We start from the raw sequence: 4,625 nt of genomic DNA on the forward strand, positions 1-4,625 counted from the left end.
ATGAAGAATTTTATAGAGTAAAATGTGACGATGATTATTATAACACATACTTATGGTTAAATATAACTCCTAGTCATAAAATTAGAAAAGAGTTAAAAAAAAGAGACTTTTAAAAAAGAACAAATAAACACCACTAAAACGCATAATTGTACCAAAATTTGTACCATTTTAGTGTATTTCAAACAAATAAAAACCTCAACTACCTATTTTATAGTTAGTTAAGGCCTTATTAATGTGACCGCGAAGGGATTCGAACCCCCAACCCTCAGAGCCGAAATCTGATATTCTATCCAGTTGAACTACGCAGCCGTTATTATTTACACTTAGACTAACTTAAGATAACTTAGCCTTTACTATATTAGAAATCGTTTTACCATCTGCCTGTCCTGTAAGTTCTTTGCTAACCATACCCATTACCTTCCCCATATCTTTCATGCCTTCTGCTCCTATTTGTTCTATAGTTGCAACAACAACTTTTTCAATTTCTTCATCAGTGATTGCTTCAGGTAAAAACTGGTTAATTACCTCTGCTTCGTCTATTTCAGGTAATGCTAAGTCCTTCCTATCTTGTTCTAAATAAATTGCAGCACTGTCTTTACGTTGCTTGACTAACTTTTGAAGTATTTTAAGCTCTTGATCTTCCGTTAAATCTTCTTTTGCACCACTTTCTGTTTGCGCTATTAGAATAGCTGATTTTACAGCACGCAATGCAGTTAAAGCTATTTGATCTTTAGACTTCATAGCTTCTTTTAAAGCCGTCATAATATCTTGTTGTAAACTCATAATATATTGTTTGAAAGAAATGCGAAGATAAAAAATAGATTCCTGGCTTTAGAGGAATGACAAGAAAATAAAACCCAAAAAGTTGAGGGAACTTTTCGGGTCATTAAAAAATAACACACTAAGTTTAATTCAAATAAATTAATCTACGTTATCGTGTAAAAATGAATTATTACTTCTTAGCTGGATATCATCATTATCATCCAAACCAATACTCGTTCTTGACATATCGGTTTCTGATGAGTGTTTAGCCTCATTTAAATCCACCCCTTGTCGTTTGTAAGCTGGCACTTTTTCTATGTCTTCAATTTTAGCACTATTAAACTTATAATTAAAGTCTTTCATTTTGCGTCTGCGTTCTTCAGCACGTTCTTTTAATAATTCAGAAATAGGGCTATTCATAGGATCAATTTCCTCAGCAACTTCTTCATGAAAAGTAGGTTCTTTAACAATCTTCTTTTCAAAAACAACTTCTTCATCAACTTCCTCCAAAACTTCGTTTGGCGTTTGCTGTGTTTTATTTATAGACGATTCTACTTCAACATAATCATCTAAAGCATAGCGAACATCGCCTTCTTCATTGGTCTCGTTAACTGTTATTAACTCAACATAATCGTTGACTGCAATATCTTTAATGTCATCCGTCAAATCATAAGAAACTACATCTTCTTTTTCTTCCTTTATCTCTTCAATTGAAGCTGATAATGGCAAATCGAAAGTTAATGTGATTTGTTGCTCTTCTTCAACGTAATCTGAAATCACTTCAATATCCTGAACATCTTCAATATCAGCAACCATTCTAGTTACTGGTTTGATTATAAAATCTTCATCTTCTTCAAGATTAGCAATGTTAGCACTTACTTCATCATAAACCACATTAATATTCTTAATAATTTCTGATGTAGGTATTAATTCAATATCTCTATGTATCTCTTTAACTTCTTCTTTTTTAGAAAAAATCACTACTTCCTCTTCTTCAGTTTCTAAATCTAAAACATGACGAACAACAGGCGTTTCCTTCTTTTCTTCTAATACAATAATTGGCTCAATAACAACAGGCTCTTTTTCTTTTGAATCTAAATCTTGATCTTCACTTAATGAGTGTATAACTTTTTTAGTTTCTGTATTAGTAATTTCATCTTGTTGTTCAATATTAAACCCAGTAGCAATAATGGTAACAGCAATAGACTCTTCTAAAGATTCATCTTCACCAACACCCATAATAATGTTAGCACCATGACCTGCTTCATTTTGAATATGATCATTAATCTCTCCTATTTCATCAATAGTAATTTCTTGAGCACCAGAAACGATTAGTAGTAATACATTTTTAGCTCCTGTGATTTTGTTGTCATTTAACAAAGGTGAATCAAGAGCCTTACTAATAGCGTCTTGTGCACGGTTTTGACCTGATGCTAATGCAGACCCCATAATAGCAGTTCCACTATTACTTAATACGGTTTTGGCGTCTCGTAAATCAATATTTTGTGTATAATGGTGTGTAATAACTTCAGCTATACCACGAGCAGCGGTAGATAACACTTCATCAGCTTTAGAGAATCCTGCTTTAAAACCAAGGTTTCCATAAACTTCGCGAAGTTTGTTATTATTAATTACAATTAAAGAATCAACTACATTTCTTAATTTTTCAATACCCTTTTGAGATTGTTCAATACGCATTCTACCTTCAAATTGAAAAGGCATGGTTACAATACCAACTGTTAAAATGTCTAAATCTTTGGCCATTTTAGCAATAATTGGTGCAGCTCCCGTTCCTGTTCCCCCTCCCATTCCTGCTGTAATAAATACCATCTTGGTATTAGAGTCTAGCATTTGAGAAATATCATCAAAACTCTCAACTGCCGATTGCTCACCAATATCTGGATTTGCTCCTGCTCCTAAACCTTCTGTTAAATTAAGACCTAGTTGAATCTTGTTAGGAACTCCGCTGTTTTGAAGGGCTTGTGCGTCTGTATTACAGATATAAAAATCTACACCTTTAATACCTTGTTGGAACATGTGGTTAATGGCATTACTACCACCGCCACCAACACCAATGACTTTAATGACATTTGATTGATTTTTAGGCAAATCAAATGAGATGTTTGTTTCGAATTCTTTTTTGCTGCTCATAAAATTCTATTTTTCTAGGGGTTTTGTACTTTATATTTTAATTCAATGGATTTAGTTACTCTGCGTTATCTAAAAAATCTTTAACGCGCTCTGTTAACTTATCAAGGAATGAGCGTCTTTCCTTTATCGGTTTTTCTTTAAGCTCTTCTTCAACTGATATTTCTATTTCACCTGCAACTTGCTCTTGTTGTTCTGTTTTATTTCGTTCTTGACGTTTTAAACCATCTAATACTAATCCAACTGCTGTGGCGTATAACGGACTCGTTACATCATCATCACTATCGCCAGCTAAATGTTCGTTAGGATATCCTATTCTGGTATCCATTCCAGTTATATATTCAACTAACTGCTTTAAATGTTTTAATTGGCTACCACCACCCGTTAAAACAATACCAGCAATTAACTTTTTCTTTTGCTCTTCGTGTCCGTAGTTTTTAATCTCCACATAAACCTGCTCAACGATTTCTACAACGCGGGCATGAATGATTTTGGACAGATTCTTTAAAGTGATTTCCTTAGGGTCTCTACCTCTTAAACCAGGAATAGATACTATTTCGTTATCCTTATTTTCACCTGGCCATGCTGAACCAAATTTAATTTTCAATAACTCCGCTTGCTTTTCAATGATAGAGCAACCTTCTTTTATATCTTCTGTAATTACGTTTCCTCCGAAAGGAATTACCGCTGTATGACGAATAATTCCATCTCTAAAAATTGCTAAATCAGTAGTGCCACCACCTATATCAATTAGGGCAACACCAGCTTCTTTTTCTTCTTGGCTTAAAACAGCATTAGCAGATGCCAATGGCTCAAGCGTTATGCCTTCAAGGTTTAACCCTGAACTTTGTACACAACGTCCTATATTTCTAATAGAAGATACTTGCCCAACAACTACGTGAAAGTTCGCTTCTAAACGACCTCCATACATGCCTATTGGCTCTTTTATTTCTGCCTGACCGTCAACTTTATATTCTTGCGGTAATACATGAATAATTTCTTCTCCAGGAAGCATCACCAATTTGTGAACTTGATTAATCAGCCTATCAATATCCTCTTCATCAATTACAGTTTCAGAATTTAATCGCGTTATATAATCGCTATGCTGTAAACTTCGGATGTGTTGACCCGCAATACCGACAGTAACATCTTCAATCTTCATATCCGCAGCAACTTCTGCTTCTTGAACTGCTTGCTGAATGGACTGAATGGTTTGTGTAATATTATTAACAACACCACGATGCACTCCTAAACTTTTAGATTTACCAATACCTAAAATTTCAACCTTGCCGTATTCATTTTTACGCCCAATCATTGCCACAATCTTTGTGGTTCCTATGTCTAATCCTACTGCTAAATTAAGTTCCATAGCTTAAATTTTGGTACATATTACTTGGTTTTCGAACTGTAAATTCACTTGACTATATTTATTAAGTGTATTATTTTTTTGATTTTGTTTATAAAATGCTTTTAAGTTGTTGATTTTTTTATCCAAGAACTCCCCATCACCTAATTGCACAATAAAATCACACTTTCTAAGCCTTAAATAGAGGTTCATATTAATATCTTGATGGATCTCAAAAACATGTTTTTTCAAAAATTCATCCTTGTTAATTTTACGCGCTATTTTAAAGACCTTTTTCAAATTATTTTTTTCAACATAACCCGTAACCAATGGTACTCTTGCCGAATAATTTTTTGACAACGGCATGGAT

3 protein-coding genes, 1 tRNA gene and 1 pseudogene are annotated in these 4,625 nt (G+C 33.7%); all 5 read right to left on the reverse strand.

All coding sequences use genetic code 11. The features are described 5' to 3' along the window. Positions 1-235: 235 nt before the first annotated feature. Positions 236-309: transfer RNA gene (locus QZ260_RS05605), tRNA-Arg, on the reverse strand. Between the two features lie 24 nt (positions 310-333). Then, complete coding sequence (locus QZ260_RS05610; RefSeq protein ID WP_295983739.1) at positions 334-783, reverse strand: GatB/YqeY domain-containing protein; 450 nt, start codon at positions 781-783, stop codon at positions 334-336. A 138-nt stretch (positions 784-921) separates the two neighbouring features. Then, positions 922-2,913, reverse strand: coding sequence for a cell division protein FtsZ (ftsZ, locus tag QZ260_RS05615; RefSeq protein WP_295983740.1), 1,992 nt, complete (start codon positions 2,911-2,913; stop codon positions 922-924). Positions 2,914-2,968: 55 nt separating this feature from the next. Continuing rightward, positions 2,969-4,279, reverse strand: a complete 1,311-nt coding sequence (gene ftsA / locus QZ260_RS05620; RefSeq protein ID WP_295983742.1) for a cell division protein FtsA — start codon at positions 4,277-4,279, stop codon at positions 2,969-2,971. Positions 4,280-4,282: 3 nt separating this feature from the next. Further along, positions 4,283-4,625 (reverse strand): annotated as a pseudogene (locus tag QZ260_RS05625) (hypothetical protein); the annotation flags it as partial.

It is taken from the genome of uncultured Algibacter sp., assembly GCF_905480415.1.
Taxonomy (GTDB): Bacteria; Bacteroidota; Bacteroidia; order Flavobacteriales; family Flavobacteriaceae; genus Algibacter_B.